The 14101-nt window shown below is 70.0% G+C and carries 15 protein-coding genes; 8 read left to right on the top strand and 7 right to left on the bottom strand.

What is annotated here, in order from left to right; all coding sequences use genetic code 11:
* Positions 1-9: 9 nt before the first annotated feature.
* Positions 10-1293 carry a hypothetical protein gene (locus OOJ98_RS15065; RefSeq protein ID WP_267055191.1) on the bottom strand — a complete coding sequence of 428 codons (1284 nt, stop codon included), beginning with the start codon at positions 1291-1293 and terminating at the stop codon, positions 10-12.
* 379 nt (positions 1294-1672) lie between these two features.
* Here OOJ98_RS15065 and OOJ98_RS15060 point away from each other — a divergent pair, with 379 nt between their 5' ends.
* Positions 1673-2785: a hypothetical protein gene (locus OOJ98_RS15060; protein ID WP_267055190.1), complete on the top strand. Its 1113-nt coding sequence runs from the start codon at positions 1673-1675 to the stop codon at positions 2783-2785.
* Between the two features lie 279 nt (positions 2786-3064).
* Here the strand turns inward: OOJ98_RS15060 and OOJ98_RS15055 are convergent, their stop codons facing one another.
* From OOJ98_RS15055 to OOJ98_RS15045, 3 genes are all read right to left on the bottom strand, one after another.
* Complete coding sequence (locus OOJ98_RS15055; RefSeq protein WP_267055189.1) at positions 3065-3634, bottom strand: DUF3291 domain-containing protein; 570 nt, start codon at positions 3632-3634, stop codon at positions 3065-3067.
* A gap of 271 nt (positions 3635-3905) precedes the next feature.
* Positions 3906-4676 carry an alpha/beta hydrolase gene (locus OOJ98_RS15050; protein ID WP_267055188.1) on the bottom strand — a complete coding sequence of 257 codons (771 nt, stop codon included), beginning with the start codon at positions 4674-4676 and terminating at the stop codon, positions 3906-3908.
* 364 nt (positions 4677-5040) lie between these two features.
* Complete coding sequence (locus tag OOJ98_RS15045; protein ID WP_267055187.1) at positions 5041-5610, bottom strand: TetR/AcrR family transcriptional regulator; 570 nt, start codon at positions 5608-5610, stop codon at positions 5041-5043.
* 101 nt (positions 5611-5711) lie between these two features.
* Here OOJ98_RS15045 and OOJ98_RS15040 point away from each other — a divergent pair, with 101 nt between their 5' ends.
* The 6 genes from OOJ98_RS15040 to OOJ98_RS15015 all read left to right on the top strand — a co-directional run bounded on the left by OOJ98_RS15040 (position 5712) and on the right by OOJ98_RS15015 (position 10976).
* On the top strand, positions 5712-6617 hold the full coding sequence (locus OOJ98_RS15040; RefSeq protein WP_267055186.1) for an alpha/beta fold hydrolase: 906 nt from the start codon (positions 5712-5714) through the stop codon (positions 6615-6617).
* 417 nt (positions 6618-7034) lie between these two features.
* Positions 7035-7991, top strand: coding sequence for an alpha/beta fold hydrolase (locus tag OOJ98_RS15035; RefSeq protein ID WP_267055185.1), 957 nt, complete (start codon positions 7035-7037; stop codon positions 7989-7991).
* 70 nt (positions 7992-8061) lie between these two features.
* Positions 8062-8619: a sugar O-acetyltransferase gene (locus OOJ98_RS15030; protein WP_267055184.1), complete on the top strand. Its 558-nt coding sequence runs from the start codon at positions 8062-8064 to the stop codon at positions 8617-8619.
* A 122-nt stretch (positions 8620-8741) separates the two neighbouring features.
* Positions 8742-9695, top strand: a complete 954-nt coding sequence (locus OOJ98_RS15025) for an ADP-ribosylglycohydrolase family protein (protein ID WP_267055183.1) — start codon at positions 8742-8744, stop codon at positions 9693-9695.
* Between the two features lie 214 nt (positions 9696-9909).
* The gene (locus OOJ98_RS15020) at positions 9910-10350 is read left to right on the top strand and encodes a VOC family protein (RefSeq protein ID WP_267055182.1); all 441 of its coding nucleotides are present in this window, start codon (positions 9910-9912) and stop codon (positions 10348-10350) included.
* A 251-nt stretch (positions 10351-10601) separates the two neighbouring features.
* Positions 10602-10976 carry a hypothetical protein gene (locus OOJ98_RS15015; RefSeq protein ID WP_267055181.1) on the top strand — a complete coding sequence of 125 codons (375 nt, stop codon included), beginning with the start codon at positions 10602-10604 and terminating at the stop codon, positions 10974-10976.
* A 152-nt stretch (positions 10977-11128) separates the two neighbouring features.
* Here the strand turns inward: OOJ98_RS15015 and OOJ98_RS15010 are convergent, their stop codons facing one another.
* Together OOJ98_RS15010 and OOJ98_RS15005 are read right to left on the bottom strand one after the other, a co-directional pair.
* On the bottom strand, positions 11129-11494 hold the full coding sequence (locus OOJ98_RS15010; protein WP_267055180.1) for a nuclear transport factor 2 family protein: 366 nt from the start codon (positions 11492-11494) through the stop codon (positions 11129-11131).
* On the bottom strand, positions 11491-12087 hold the full coding sequence (locus tag OOJ98_RS15005) for a TetR/AcrR family transcriptional regulator (protein ID WP_267055179.1): 597 nt from the start codon (positions 12085-12087) through the stop codon (positions 11491-11493). The genes OOJ98_RS15010 and OOJ98_RS15005 overlap by 4 nt, the downstream gene beginning before the upstream one ends.
* A 389-nt stretch (positions 12088-12476) precedes the next feature.
* On the opposite strand from OOJ98_RS15005, the gene OOJ98_RS15000 reads away from it, so the two are divergent.
* Positions 12477-13241: an SDR family NAD(P)-dependent oxidoreductase gene (locus OOJ98_RS15000; RefSeq protein ID WP_267055178.1), complete on the top strand. Its 765-nt coding sequence runs from the start codon at positions 12477-12479 to the stop codon at positions 13239-13241.
* Between the two features lie 210 nt (positions 13242-13451).
* On the opposite strand, the gene OOJ98_RS14995 is transcribed toward OOJ98_RS15000, so the two are convergent.
* Entirely contained in the window at positions 13452-14060 is a 609-nt protein-coding gene (locus OOJ98_RS14995) for a TetR/AcrR family transcriptional regulator (RefSeq protein WP_267055177.1), read from the bottom strand.
* Positions 14061-14101: the final 41 nt, after the last annotated feature.

The following is a 14101-nucleotide window of genomic DNA, read 5'->3' as shown; positions in this document are numbered from 1 at the left end:
TGGAGGTGATCAGACCGCGGTCAGGGCGTACGTGCCCGTGCCGTCCGGCCGGCCGCTGGAGTACTGGCGGATCAACTCCCCGTCCGCGTACCGGTCGTGGCCCATCATGGAGCCGGTGTACTTGTTCTGAAGACCGATCTTCGAGCTGCCGGGTACGTCGCGGTAGATGTAGAACCGCTGGAGGTCGTCCTCCCCGCAGGTGGCCGTCGTCAGGTAGGCCTGCTCCTGGTTGGCGATGTTCGCCGGGACGGTCGCGCATCCGCCGTTGCCCCAGTTCCACAGGGTCGCCTCGATGACTCCGTTGTTCTCCGTGACGTTGCACAGGCGCCAGTTGTCCAGGTGGGCGCTGAAGAAGTTGGATTCGCGCAGGCGGATGCCGTCGTTGGCGAGGAGCGGTGCACTCCAGTTCAGGGGCTTGCCGGGGACGTCGATCCTGTAGACCGCGGGTTGGCAGTTCAGAGCGGCGGCCTGGGCGGCAGGGGCCGCGCTTCCCGTGGCCTTCACGCTCCTCTCGGGCTTGGCGGCCTGGGCCGCCTGCTCGGATTCGTGCCTGGCCTCGGCGGCCTTCGCCGAGGGAACCGGCCCGGCCGAGTGCTTCGCGGCGGCGGAGGCGGAGCCGCAGTCGAGGAGGCCCTGTGCCTTGCGCATGATGCTGTTGGCGGGGACCTTGTCCTCGCAGCGCACTGCGCCCTCTTCGAGGGTGGTGAAGGTGGTGTAGCTGCCGGTGTCGGGTCCCTCGGTCCACTTCAACGCCCAACTGCCGTCGCCCTGTTGGACGCGGTTGCAGTTGAGGCTGCCGTAGGTGCCGGTGACCTTCTTGGTGCCCTCGTAGAGCCCGTAGTAGCCGGGCTGGTAGAAGTCCCAGGTGATGGACTTGTTGGTGCTGCTGGTGGTGGTGTAGTTGACCTGGACGTTCAGGCCGAGGCTCGCGCCGACGGTGCCGAGGGCCTCGACGGCGAAGCTGCCCTGAACGCTGCCGTTGACGCCCACGGAGACCGAAATGGTTTCCTGAACGTTCGTGGAGATGGTCTGGGTACCGGTTGATCCCTGGGTGACGTACCACCCCTTGAAGTGGGTGATGGCCGGGGACACTTCGGTGCTCTTGATGACCGGGTGGCGGGTACCGAGATCGGCTGCCGTGCAGGTCTGGCCGGCCTGGACCGTCTGCCCGGAGGCGCCGGCCGGGGTGGCCGGGCCGGCGGCGGCCGGGCTGGCGGCCAGGCCCACGGCGGCCGTCGCGGTGGCTAAGAGCGCTCCGAGCCCTTTGCCCAGGCGGTTTCTTGTGCGGCGCATCGTAGCTTCCCCCTGTGCGTGGTCTGTGAGGCGAGTGTGAGGGAAACTAGCGCCGCCGAGGGCGGCAGGTCCATACCACAACTGGCCAAATGCGATCAAGAACTGTCGCGTTCTCGGTTGATATGAAAGGGAGTTGCCAGGTTCCATACCTTCGGTGGCCCGCCACGGGGCCACCGACGGAAGGGATCACCTTGTGAAACACCGCAGACGCGGCCTGTCGGCGATAGCCGCACTGGTCTTCACCGCATCCCTGTGCGCCGCAGGCACCGCCCCCGCTACCGCCGCGCCGCCCGCCAGCGCGGCCCCGCCCGGTCATGGAACGTGCGTCGCCACCGCACCCGGTACCCCACTCCAGCGCCATGGCACGGCCTGGACGTGCGTGAGGACCACCGACACCGCCCCCGCAGGCGCCGCCGCCCCCACCTCCGCCGCCCTCGCACCAACGGCCCGCGCCCAGGCCGCCGATCCCAAGCCGAACCCCGGGCTGGGGATGTGTACCGGGGCCGATCCCCGCCAGTCCAGCCGCAAGGCCTACTGCGTACGCCACTGGGTCATCTATGAGGCCCTCGGCAAGGACGGGAGCGTAGCCGACCACGCCACGGTGTTCGTCGCGATGGCGGCGTCCATGGACTCTTTGCCCCAGGCGGCATGGTCGGAGGACATCATTACCGAGGTCGTCGAGATGACGGCGACAATGCCCCCCGTCACGATGGCCCTGAGCTCGACCTGCAGCGGCCAGTGCACGTCCGGGTCGTCAGCCTGGGACGGCGCGGCCGTCCGCTTCCGCCGCCTCCACGAGGGCAAGGACGGCGCCCTGAGCTACCGTTCGTCGGTGGGCAAGGGCTTCAACACGACGATCTTGCCGACCTACCACGTGGAGGGGGCCATCCTCAACGGGTCGGGGCCGCCCACCCACATTCGGCCGGAGTGGAACGGCATCGAGGTTCGCTGCGACGATGACTCGGGCAGCTGGCCCGGCTGCATCGTCCCGGGCCACCTGGCCAATGTGACGTTCAGCAAGGCCCGGTACCGGGGGGCGGCCATCGCCTACGAGTGGGCGCAGAAGAACCTGGCCGGCAAGTACGGCGACCACGACCACCCGCTGAACCGGTTCACCGACCCCCTCGACCCGAAGAACGACAAACGGCGCGACAAGACCTGTGGCATTGGCGGGCCGAACAAGTTCGTGGGGGGCGCCACCGGTGTCCTCAACGACTCCTGTGACGAGTACCCCTTCGCCGGGTCCGGACAGGGCGGGAAGGACGGGAACCAGTGTGTAGACATCACTCCGCGTCCGGTCGGCGACGTGTGGGACATCGCGAACGTCACCGTCGACCGGGCCGCCCAGCCCACCCCGCCCTACAACGCGCCCTGCATTCGGGCCCATGTCGACAACAAGGACAACGGTGACGCGGGTCTGGAGTACGGGCGGGCGATACAGTCCGACCGCATCATCGACAACGAAGCCTTCGAGGTGATCATCGCCCCGTGATCGGGGCGGTGCCTCAGGGCCGCCCCGGTCACGGGGGCGGCCCAACCCCCTGGCCGAGTGCGGCTGTTGGGTTCCGTATGAGGGGTCAGGCACGAAGCCACAGGCGTATGGCCCCAACGGTTACGATGCCGTAAAAGAAAGAGGCCCGCTTGTCGGCCTCGCGGCAACCGCCCGGTTGACCTTCGACGCTCCGATCAGCCGCTCCACGACGTTCCTGCGAATGCCCACGGAACATGGCGTCAGTCGCTGCGGGACTTCGACCCCGCCCCGCCCTTCCTGTCAATGCGCGTGGTCGCTCCTCAGCCCGACGCCACTGCCCTTGCTGTAGCCCTTGCTCGGCGTTCCCTCCGGGGTGAACGCGTCGCGGAAACTGAAGGCGTGCGGCGCGGAGCCATGATCGTGGAGGTGCTCCAGCTTGGAAACCCCGTCCCCCCAGGTGGGTGTCTCGCCGTCGGAGACCCACCAGAACACGTACCCGGGGCGTGCCGACCTCTCGAACCAGTCGTAACGCCTGTTCAGCGCCGCACGGTGCAGACCGGTGTAGATGGCGTCGAAGGCGGAGTGAAGGTCGGTCCAGAGCGAGAGGGACGCGGCGAAGGCAGTGGTGTCCACCGCGTGGCCCTTGTCGTACCAGGTCGGTACGGCGAACTCTCCCCACACACCCCAGTCCAACTCGAAGTGTGAGCCCTGGTCGCCGGCTTTCGGCTCGGCGCGCGCGAGGTATCCGGGGTGCTGGCTGAACTTCTCGTAAATGGCCGCGCCGCGTTCATGGAATTCGCGTGTGAGAGGCGCGGGATCGGCGAGGGGTGTCTTGAGGACGCCGAATGTGTACAGCGCGAGGTGGGGCATGCATCGCTTCCTGATAGGGGGTGTCTGGTGTGGGGTGAAGGTAGCTGACTCGGCGGGCCATGTCGACGTTGTGTTTTTGTCGTCCAAGTGCCCTCGTGTACAAGCCATTTCGAGCGGCGGGGGCATTACGATCGCGCTCGGATTCAGGAAGCCGGTATTTCACCTCCCCCGGCCGGTTCTCACGCCATGCCCGCCCGAGCACACTGGCCGTCCGACGGCCTCGGGTCAGCGCGGCGCCCGGCCGGCTCGCCGGGCGCCGCGGCCTCGCAGGTCAGGCGGCCGGCGAGGTGGAAACCCGACCGAGATGCCGGGCGAAGAAGCGGACCGCGCTCTCGGCCTCGTACCGCGGCAGCTCCTTGTGCCTGCCCGCGTTGACGTGCAGCGACTTCTCCTTGGACGCGAAGGCGTCGAACAGTGCGAGGCCCTCCTCGCGCGAGATGTGCTCGTCGTCCCACTGCAGGTCGAACTCGATCGGAACGGTGATCTGCTTCGCCTTCTCGGCCAGTGCGTCAGGCCAGTGCTGGCCGAACACCGCGGCGGTGATCCTGGGTTCGTCCGCCACGAACGGCACGCCGATCGCGGTGCCCATGTTGATGCCCCAGAACCCGACCGGCCCGTCGTCGCCGATCTCGGGAAGCGCCTGGAGGGCATCCAGGACCGCCACGTGTTCGGGTACGGCGAGCTGCGCCAGGTGATGGTTGTAGCGCACGACGATCGGGCCTTCGGGCTCGCCCGCCGCCCTCGCCCGGAACAGTTCGGCGACCTCCGCCTCGTCGTGCGCCGTACGCGGCCGGTCGCCGTGACCGGGCGCGTCCAGTACGGCTGCGTGGAACCCGCATCCGTTCACGAGGAGACCGGCGCGGCCCGACATCGCCGGGTGCTTCTTGTGGTTGCCGCCGCCGTGGGCCATCAGGACCAGGGGCGCGCGGCCGCCTCCATGGGAGGCAGGCGACCAGAGGACACCGGGAACATCGCCCAGGATGAAGTCGCGTTGGAGCATGCCGTTCGAGGACGATTCGTGGGTGAAGCGCAGAGAGTACATAGGTGACGCCTTTCGGGAGTGCCCTGTTGTCGGGGCGCTCCCGGCGACATCTACGTCAATCGCCGGCCGTGACGGCAAGGGGGAGCACCCACATCGATACAGCGTTCATGGGTCTCACCTCCTTGGGCGGTGTCACGGTCGAAGGAAAGCTACCAACCTCGGCGATCCCTCCACAACGTCTTTCTCGGGCTCCGTACTTCGCGGCCCGCAGCGGACGGAGTGCGCGGAGCGGAACGCCGGTGTCACATCGCTTGACCGGGGGGGTCGCCGCCTGCTGCCGTGCCCGCCGGTCATGGCGGTCGACGACCCGCCGCCGACCTACCGGCGGCTCCATGACGGACCGACGGTTGCTGCGCTACGTGACCTACGCCGTGCGACGGCATCCGGCGAGCAGGGTTGCCACCATGTGCTTGGCGTCGGCCTGGTCGTAGTCGGGGCCGGTGATGCAGAGGTTTCCGATGGCGCGCATGAGTGCGTAGGCGGTGATGCCGGGGCCGAGTTCATCGGCGGCGGCGCACGCCTCGAGCAGAGTCGCGCAGGCCGGGACCAGGGTGTCCAGCATGAGGGTGTGGAGGTTCTCCAGCCCTGGATCACCGGATCCCAGGGCCGCACCGAGACCGTGCTTGGTCACCAGGAAGTCCACGAACGCGTCCGCCCAGCGGGTCAGGGCGGTGAACGGGGAGGCCGACTCCTCCAGGAGCTGGGACGCGAGCGCCGTGCAGGTGTCGATCTGGTGCCGGTAGACGGCGGTGACGAGGTCCGCCCGGGTGGGGAAGTTGCGGTAGATCGTTCCCACGCCGACGCCGGCGCGTTCCGCGATGTCGCGGATGGGGGCCTGGACGCCCTGGTCCACGAAGACCGCCGCCGCGGCCGCCAGGACGGCGCCACGGGTGCGTTGTGCCTGCGCTTGGCGCACTCCGACCGAATCCGGCACAGGGCCCTCCCTTTACTCGCGGAACGTTGTTCCGCTAGTTTGGCGGAACGCTGCTCCGCCAAAGTATGGCAGGGCACCCCTGCAGAGAGCACAGGTCCCCCATGTCTTCGCGCCACCCCGCTCGGCCGATCGTCTCCGTCAAGCCCATCGCCGTTCCCTCGCCCGGTCGAGACTCCGACCTCCAGGTCAAGGTCACCGCCCCACTGGTGGGCCACCACCTTCCCGTCCTCGTGTTCTCCCACGGCAACGCATGGTCCATGGACGGATACGAACCGCTGGTCGACCGGTGGGCAGCCGCCGGGTTCATCGTCGTGCAGCCCACCCATCTCGACTCCCGCCGCAACGGCATCACCTGGGACGACCCGCGTTTCGCCACCATCTGGCGCGTCCGGATCGCCGACCTCCACGCGATTCTCGACGGCCTCGGCGCCGTCCTTCGCCAGGCGGGCGATCTGGGGACCCGTGCCGACCGGGACCGCGTCGCGGTGGTCGGTCACTCCTGGGGCGCCCAGACCGCCGGCGCGCTGCTCGGCACGCGCGTACTCGACGCCGACGGGACTCCAGGAGAGGACCTCTCCCACCCTGCGGTCTCGGCCGGTGCGCTCATCGCCGCGACCGGAACGGGCGATTCCCTCACTCCGTTCGCCGCCGAACATCTGCCGTTCATGAGGCCGGACTACTCCACCATGACCGCCCCGACCCTGGTCATCGCGGGCGGCAGGGACCAGTCCCAGCTCTCCACCCGGGGGCCGGAGTGGTTCACCGACGCCTACCACCTCAGCCCGGCCCCGAAGAGCATGCTCGCTATCGCCGAGGGCGAGCACACCCTGGGCGGCGTCGCCGGCGAGGCGGTCGCCGAGACGACCGACGAGGACCCTGCCCGCGTCGCCCTCGTGGCCGACGCGATCGCCGCCTTCCTCCTCGACGCCTTCAAGCTCGACAGCGCCCCGTGGACCACGCTCAACACCGGCGCCGGCGACGGCACATGGAGCATCACCAGCAAGTGACCCGCGCAGCCGACCGGGCGGCGTGACCGTGCAGCGACACGCCTGTGGCTGCACGCATGACGTGAGTGGCCCATCACCATGCGGCCGGAGTACTGGCCGACCAGTGCGTGCGACCATCCCGGCGAACATCGCCGACCAGGAGCAGGCCTACCTGACGACGGCCACCTGCGTGGGGAGGACGACCTCCAGCGCTTCTCCATCTACCGCGACGTGCCCGGCATCTCGAAGATCGGTCTTCAGAACAAGTACACCGGCTCCATGATGGCCCACGACCGTTACCCGGAAAGGGAGTTGATCGACCAGTACCCCCACCCTGTGAGCTCGGCCCCGCACGTGAACCCCCCGACTTCCCCGTTCCGTGCGGGGCGTTCCGCGCCCGACCGCGCACTCCGCGGAGCGCCGCGTACGCTCGGACGCATGGTTGAGCATCGGATGATTGACGTGAACGGGGTCCGGCTGCACATCGCCGAGGAGGGCGAGGGCCCTCTGGTGGTGCTTCTGCACGGGTTCCCCGAGTCCTGGCACTCCTGGCGCCACCAGTTCGGGCCGCTGGCCGCCGCCGGTTTCCGGGTGGTCGCCCCCGACCAGCGGGGCTATGGCCGCAGCGACCACCCCGCCGACGTGGCGGCGTACAGCATCCTGCATCTGGTCGGCGACGTGGTCGGGCTGATCCGGGCGCTGGGTGAGGAGAAGGCGTACGTCGTCGGGCACGACTGGGGCGCACCGGTCGCCTGGCACACCGCGCTGCTGCGGCCGGACATGGTGCTCGGGGTGGCCGGGCTGAGTGTGCCGCCACCGTCGCGCGGGCCGGAACCTCCGCTGGTGGCCATGGAGAGGGAGTTCGGCGGGCGCTTCTACTGGAACTACTTCGACCGGCCCGGTGTCGCCGACGCCGAGTTCGCGAAGGACCCGCGCCTCACACTCCGGAAGTTCTTCTACGGAGCCTCCGGCGACACGGCCGGCGAGGTCACCCAGCCGCTGGTCGACCCCGACCGGGGCTGGCTCGCCGCGATGGAGGACCCCGAGGAGATGCCGGGCTGGTTCACCGAGGGCGATCTCGACGCCCTCACGGAGAGTTTCTCGCGGGGCTTCACGGGCGCGCTCAACTGGTACCGCAACCTCGACCGCAACTGGGAACTGACCGCGCCCTGGCAGGACGCCGTCATCACCTCGCCCGCCCTCTACCTCTACGGCGACCGCGACCTCGTCCCCGCCTTCCCCGGCGCACCCGAATTCATCGCGAGCCTGCCCGACCGCATGCCCGGCCTGCACCGCGAGCCCATCGTGCTGCCGGGCTGCGGACACTGGACCCAACAGGAACGCCCGGACGAGGTCAACGCCGCGCTCATCGACTTCCTGACGGCCCGTTCCTGATACGGCCCAGGCTCGCCGCGCGCGTCCTCGCATGGCGTACGGTTTGGGCAGACGAGCCGGGAGGACGCCCGTGGGTGAGAACAAGCGCCTGATGCTGGCCGGCGAGTGGTACTTGCCGGACGATCCCGAACTCCTCGCCGACTCCCGGCGCCGGATCCAGCTGTGCGCCGCCTACGACGCGGCCGTTACGGCACCGGCCGCCGAGCGGCACGCGATCCTCGCGGAGCTGCTCGGCTCGGTCGACCCGTCCGTCCGCGTACGGCAGCCGTTCCGCTGCGACTTCGGCTACAACATCAGCATCGGCGCGGGGACGTTCGTGAACTTCGGCGCGGTGTTCCTCGACACCGGCGCCATCAGCGTCGGAGCCGATGTCCAGATCGGACCCAACGTCCAACTCCTCACCCCTACGCACGAGATGGATGCCGAGCGGCGCCGGGCCGGGTGGGAGAAGGCCCAGCCCGTGACGATCGGGGACAACGTGTGGCTGGGCGCCGGGGTGATCGTCTGCCCCGGGGTCACCATCGGCGCGAACACGGTGGTGGGCGCGGGCGCCGTCGTCACCCGCGACCTGCCGCCGGGCGTACTCGCGGTCGGCAACCCCGCCCGGGTGGTACGCGAGCTCAACTGAGCCTCGTGACCCCACCCGTACACGCGAAGGCCTACGGCGGCACAGCAGGGCCCCGGGTCAGTGGCCCACGCGAGCCACCCCTTCCGCGCATGCCCACGGCGCGGCACAGATAGCCTGCGCGAATGAAGAGGACTCAGCGGACCGCCGGCGCGGTCGTCGGATCGGCGGTGGGTGACGCCCTGGGCGGCCCCTTCGAGTTCGGCCCCCCGGGCGCGTTCTCCGCGCGGTTTCCCGCGCCCGGAGTCGGCGGTGAGATGTGCGGAGGCGGCGGCTGGGACCCCGGCGAGGCGACGGACGACACGCAAATGGCCGTCCTGGTCGCGGAATCGCTGCTCGAACGGGGTGAGCTGGATCTGCCGGACATCTTCGCCCGCTTCCAGCGATGGGCGGCATCGGAGCCCAAGGACATCGGCCTGCAGACCGAGGACGTCCTGACCAACGGCATGTCGTGGGATCTCGCCGCCGCACTCCACTTCCAGGTCAATCAACGCGCCGCCGGAAACGGCTCCTTGATGCGGGCTTCGACCTCCGCGGTCCACTTCGCCGCCGCCGGACAAGAGCCCACCATGAACGCGGCCCGCCGCATCGCCGCCCTCACTCACGGGGACCGCGCGGCCTGGGAGGGCACCGCGATCTTCCACGAACTCATCCGTGTCACGTTCGAGGACTCCGATCCCCTCGCCTCACTCCCGGACGTCCTGGCTCTCGTCCACCCGGACCACCGCGATCGTTACGCCAGGGTCCTCTCGCCCCACTGGCACCCCGATCAGGCAACGGAGTTCAACGGCGCCGTCTGGCCCTGTCTGGGTTCCGCAGTGTGGGCTCTGCGCACCACGGCCGGCTTCGAAGAGGCGGTGCGCGCGGCGATCGACCTCGGCGGCGACACGGACACCGTGGCCGCGGTGACCGGGGGCCTCGCGGGCGCGTACTACGGTCTGGACGCGATCCCCGCCCATTGGATCCAGCCCCTCCACGTCCCTCTCCCCGGCTTCGACGGACGCGTGTTGCGCCACGAGGACCTGCTCGACCTCGCGCAGCGCCTCGATGAGGCCCCGTGCGCGCCGGTGGCCGTGTGACGTCGGCCGGCCCCTGCAACATCGCGTGCCCCTCCGTAGGCTCACAGCCACAGGTGTGTCGGCTGGAGCGGGAGTTGCGGGTCCGGGAAGGTGTCGCAGTGAGGGAAGTCCGTCGGGGACGCGCCGGCCTTCGGATGTCGAGAACGTGCCGTCGGCTCCGTCCCGGAGACATCAGCGGCCGGCAGCGGCCGCACGAAGGAGAAGGAGAAGCAGTATGGCGGTTCAGCGCATGGACAACGTGGGCATCGTCGTCGAGGACATGGATGCCGCCATCGCGTTCTTCGTGGAGCTCGGTCTGGAGCTGGAGGGCAGGGGGGAGGTCTCGGGGCTCTTCGCCGACCAGTGCACCGGGCTCGACGGCGTCCACTGTGACATCGCGATGGTCCGTACCCCGGACGGACACAGCCGGCTCGAACTGGCGAAGTACCGCAGTCCCGCGCTGATCAGCGACGGCCCTCGCAACCGTCCCCACAACATCCTTGGCACACACCGCGTGATGTTCGCGGTCGACGACATCAAGGACACCGTGGCCCGCCTGCGCCCCCACGGCGGCGAAGTCATCGGCGAGATCGCCCGGTTCGAGGACAGCTATCTGCTCTGCTACCTGCGCGGCCCGGCGGGCGTCATCATCGGGCTCGCGGAACAACTGCACTGATCGTCCAGTACGCGTGGGCAGGGCGCTTCCAGCGGTGCGGCACGGTCGTTCGGGCCGCGTCCCCATGTCCGTGGGGGGAGCGCCGGGTTCCGCGTATTCCAAGCCGACGGCCGCCTCGGGAGCGGCAGTTGTGGCTCCGCCGGTTCGGTGCGCTGCCGCTCCGCGAGGGGCTCATCGGTCGTGCTCGGGTGCAACCAGTATGGTCAGCGGCTCGTCTTCACCCATTCGAGCCGCTACGAAAGGCACCCCCGATGAACCGTGCCACTGTCACCGTCCTCACCGCGACCGCCGTCGCCGCCCTGGCTCTCACCGGCTGCGGCAGCGATCAGAAGAACCCCGGCGGCGCACCGCCCTGCCCTTCCCCGGTTCGCACCACCGGCGGCGACCTCGTCCCGGCCGGTGTACGGCCGTGCATCCTGACCGGCCAGAGGACGGCAGCGAGCGCGACCCCCAGCCGCACCGGCGGCACGCGCCCGGCGTCCAACTACCCCGGCGGTACTGCCCGAATAACCGGCACACCCGGCTCGAAGGACACTACGAGACCCAAGACCGCTCCCCCGGCCAAGGCGCCCGCAGGCCGCCCGAAGGCGAAGGCACCGGCCGCCCCGCCCCGCTCCCGCCACTGATCCATGCTGAGCGGGCGGAGCCGGGGCCGGGATCGGCACGCTCGTCGGCCTGGCGCCGCGTGGCCGCAACCACGTTGTTTCACGGGGGCGTTACCTCGGCGCGTACCGTCCCGGCCGACACGGACGGGACGCGGCGAGGCTGCGGGGTTCGTTCAGGCGGGCAGGCCGGGCGGGTCGGGCAGGAAGAAGCCTGTGATGTCGGCGAGCCGGCCCTCACGGTGGAGTGCGGTGCTCACACCGGCCATCGCGGGTTCGCCCTGCTCGCCGAGTTGGGTCCACCGTGCGAGCGACCGGTCATGGTGCTCGAGGACTTCGTCGATGCGGAACCGGTGGCCCGGGAAGGCCTCCGCGAATCCGGCCATGTATTCGGCCAGTTCGGTCAGGCCGCCGACCTCCGTGCCCGGGTCGCGGTAGGCGACGTCGTCGACGGCGACCGCGCCGAGCGCGACGATCCGCTCGCCGGGAGAAGCCGACCAGCACGCCGCGTAGTTCTCCCAGAGCTGCTGTGAGTCGCTCATCGCTGTTCCTCTTTCTTGGGGCCGATCGACGCCATCGCGCCGTCGGTGATCGTGTGCAGTTTCGTGCGGTCCGTGCCGGCCCGGACCAGCACCAGCAGACCCTGATAGAGCGCCAGCAGGTGGGCCGCGGACACGTCGACGTCCAGATCCGCGGGCAGCAGGCCGAGGGAGCGGGCGCGCGTCAGCGCTTCGGCGAAGCCCGACTCGATCGCGTCCAGCCCCCGGCGGACCCCGGCGGCGGCCTGCGGGACGGTGAAGGACTCGACGGCGGTGTTGGTGAGCAGGCAGCCCGGATCCGGGCCGGGGCCGGTCTCGAACGTCGAGGTGAAGAACGAGCGGATGCCCGCCAGGGGGTCTGCCGACTCCAGCAGATGCTGCCGGACTCGGCCCTGGACGACCTGGTCGTTGTACGCGTCCAGGGCGGCGCGGAACAGGCCGTCCTTGTTCTCGAAGACCCGGTACAGGCTCCCCGGGTGCAGACCCGTCGCCGCCTCGATGTCCCGCAGCGAGGCACCCAGGTACCCCTGGCGACGGAACAGCCGCATGGCCGAGGTCAGGACCTCCGCCTCGTCCCAGAGCTGTTTACGACCCATGGCCACCTCTATGGATGCTCGATAGTTGAACGATCGCTCACCAAAAAAATAGCACGCGTCGCCCCAGGTCAGCGACCGTTTGGCGACCGGATGAATCGGGGCGCAATCGCCACGATCAGGGCGCAGCCCACCCAAAAGCACGCACGGATCTCAGCCGCGTGACGCCCGCGCCCGCATGTACCGCCGGGCGGTCCACACCCCCATCGGCACGCGGAAGCCCGCGGCCCGATTCCGCGGCCCGATTATGGACTTGCGGGTCCAATCCTGTCGTCGCACAGTGTCTCTGCGCCCTGGACCTCCCGGGCGCCGTCCGGCCGGAGGCCCGGGGTCGTCCCGTGCGGCCCCGCCGTCCGGTTTCACGGTGGAGAGCCGAGCAAATGGAGTGGACCGTGTCTGTGCGTCTTGAGGGCAAGACCGCCCTGGTGACCGGAGCGACGAGCAACATCGGGCGTGCGATCGCGGAGGCGTTCGCCGCCGAGGGGGCGTACGTCGCCGTCTCGGGCCGCAGCGCCGAGCGCGGGGCGGAGGTCGTCGACGGGATCCGCGCACGCGGTGGCCGCGCCGTCTTCGTACGCGCCGACCTGGACGGAAGCGCCGCGTCCTCCCAGGCGCTCGCCCGGGAGGCGGCGCGGGCTCTGGGCGGAAGGATCGACGTCCTGGTCAACAACGCGGGCATCTATCCCGGGGACACCACGCCGGCCACCGCGGAGAAGACCTTCGACGAGGTCTACGCGGTCAACGTGAAGGCACCGTTCTTCCTGACCGCCGCCGTAGCGCCCGCGATGGTGGAGGCCGGCGGCGGAGCGATCGTCAACCTCGGCTCCTGGATCGCACGGCTGGGCATCCCGGTCGGCGCCCTCTACAGCTCGACCAAGGGCGCCATGGAGACCCTCACCCGCGCGTGGGCGGCGGAGTTCGGGCCGTACGGGGTGCGGGTCAACGCCATCTCACCCGGCGTGGTGCAAACCCCAGCGCCGGGCGAGACCCACGCCGCCGAGGTCATGATGCAGGGCACCCCCGCGGGCCGCATGGGCACCCCGGACGCCGTCGCGCACGCCGCCGTGTACCTGGCCGGCGACGAGTCCTCGTTCGTGCACGGCGTCGTGCTGGACGTGGACGGCGGCCGCACCGGCGTCGCCGTCATCGCCGCCTGACGCACCGGCACTGCCGCCCTCGCGCGCCGGCACATCGACACCGTCGCGCGTTCCCGCATCGACCCGGCCGCTTCTCGCTGTCCGGCGAGCGTCCGGATTCGCGATTAACCCCGTCCGGCGCACCCCCTCACGCGGGACGCGCGGCGCGACGCGCAGGCGTTCCGGGCACGCGACCGCCCGCCACCACCCCCGAAGGCGACCGGCTCCACCTCACGCCATCGCGCGCCCGGCCGCACGCAGACCGGAGATCCCCTGGTCAAGAGCGGCACGCAGATGCGCGGACTTCCCCGTGGAGAGCAGGATCGACACCCCGCCCTGGATCCCGGCCAGCAGCGCCGCCGCCCTGGCGTCGGCATCCAGAGTGCGAGGAAGCTCGCCGCCCGCCTGCAGGGCACGGATGCCTGTCGCCAGGCTCTCCTGCCACCTGCGAAGCAGCTCGGTCACGATCGCCCGTGCGCCGGGGGTGGTCCGACCGACCTGGAGGAACAGCGACCCGAGCGGACACTGGTCGCCCTGGGCCTCGTACCGCTCGACCACCACGTCCCGCCACCGGTCCCACGCCTCCCACGAGTCGAGGCGGCCGAGGTGGGGCTGCTGGTCCTCAAGGACCTGGTCGGCCTCGAACTGGGCGACGGCCAGCAGCAGTTCGTCCTTTCCGGCCGGAAAGTAGTGGAAGAGCTGGCTCTTGCTGGTGCTGGTCTGCGCCATGACGTCATCCAGCGTCGCCAGCGCCACGCCCCTCTCCCGCAAGACCACCGCGGCCCCCTCGACGATGCGGCGCCGCGTCGCCTTCCCCTTCGCCGTCAGCTCCTTGGGCAAAGCCCGCCTCCACTCACTCACAATGGACCGAAAGGTCCATT

The sequence above is a fragment of the Streptomyces sp. NBC_00083 genome, from assembly GCF_026343295.1.
In the GTDB taxonomy this organism is placed as follows: Bacteria; Actinomycetota; Actinomycetes; order Streptomycetales; family Streptomycetaceae; genus Streptomyces.
The sequence above is the reverse complement of the archived record's forward strand: the minus strand, read 5'-3'. Positions and strand labels throughout refer to the sequence as shown.